General features: G+C 50.1%; 1 protein-coding gene. It reads right to left on the reverse strand.

Annotated features, from left to right (window positions below):
- On the reverse strand, positions 1-981 hold a 981-nt coding region (locus NO992_RS23330), incomplete at both ends, for an AMP-binding protein (RefSeq protein WP_371380807.1).

A 981-nucleotide genomic window follows, 5' to 3' on the forward strand; every position in this document is an offset into this window, starting at 1 on the left:
GGGGAGTGCTTTGCGGTCAAGCTTACCGTTACCAGTGAGTGGAATCTGTTCGATTAGGGTAAAGTGGCTGGGCACCATGTATTCAGGTAAAGCAGCACTTAGGGCTAGCTTTAATTCGGTAATTTCAAGATCAGGCTCTGCAACAAGATAAGCGGCTAATGCTTTACCTTGCGGTGCAGGCACATCAATCACTACCGCGTTTTGTACACCTTGCTGGTCGACAATAGCAGCGGCAATCTCGCCTAGTTCGACACGATAACCACGAATTTTCACCTGCTCATCGTTACGACCGAGATACACCAAGTCGCCGTTGTCTAGGAAACGGGCAAGGTCACCGGTTTTGTACAGCTTGCTATGGGCGGGGTCGTGACTAAACGGGTTATCAATAAAACGCTCGGCATTGAGCTCAGGGCGGTTTAAGTAACCACGGGCAACCCCAAGGCCTGAAATGTACAACTCACCTGGTGCGCCAATGGGCATAGTCTGAAGCGACTCAGATAATACATGAAGATTGACGTTAGGATAGGCTTTACCTATGCCTTGATGAAGGCGAGGGTAAGCCTGTGCTAGCATCGCGCCGACGGTGGCTTCCGTGGGGCCATATTCATCGAAGATAGCGTTCACATGGCCGCTTAATGCGGTAATGGCCTGCTCAGTCAGCGCTTCACCGCCAAGCATTAGGGTATCAACGTGAGCATCGCTACCAGGTAAGAGTGCCATGGCAAGACTGGGTGTGGTTTTTACAAAGCCAACATTCGCGGCACTTAGATGAGCTCTAAAGGCGGCGGCATCAAGAATATCCCCTTCATAGACACACACCGTTTGTCCAGCAAGGAGCGGGCATAAGGTGGTCGTCACAGACAGGTCAAAACAGTAGTTAGAAGAAAAGTCGACATTACGATACTTGTCACCTAACTGGCAGGTTATGGCGTGAAGATAATAAAGCACATTGTGCTGAGTGAGCATTACGCCTTTTGGTTG

Source organism: Pseudoalteromonas sp. DY56-GL79 (assembly GCF_041414765.1).
Taxonomy (GTDB): Bacteria; Pseudomonadota; Gammaproteobacteria; order Enterobacterales; family Alteromonadaceae; genus Pseudoalteromonas; species Pseudoalteromonas piscicida.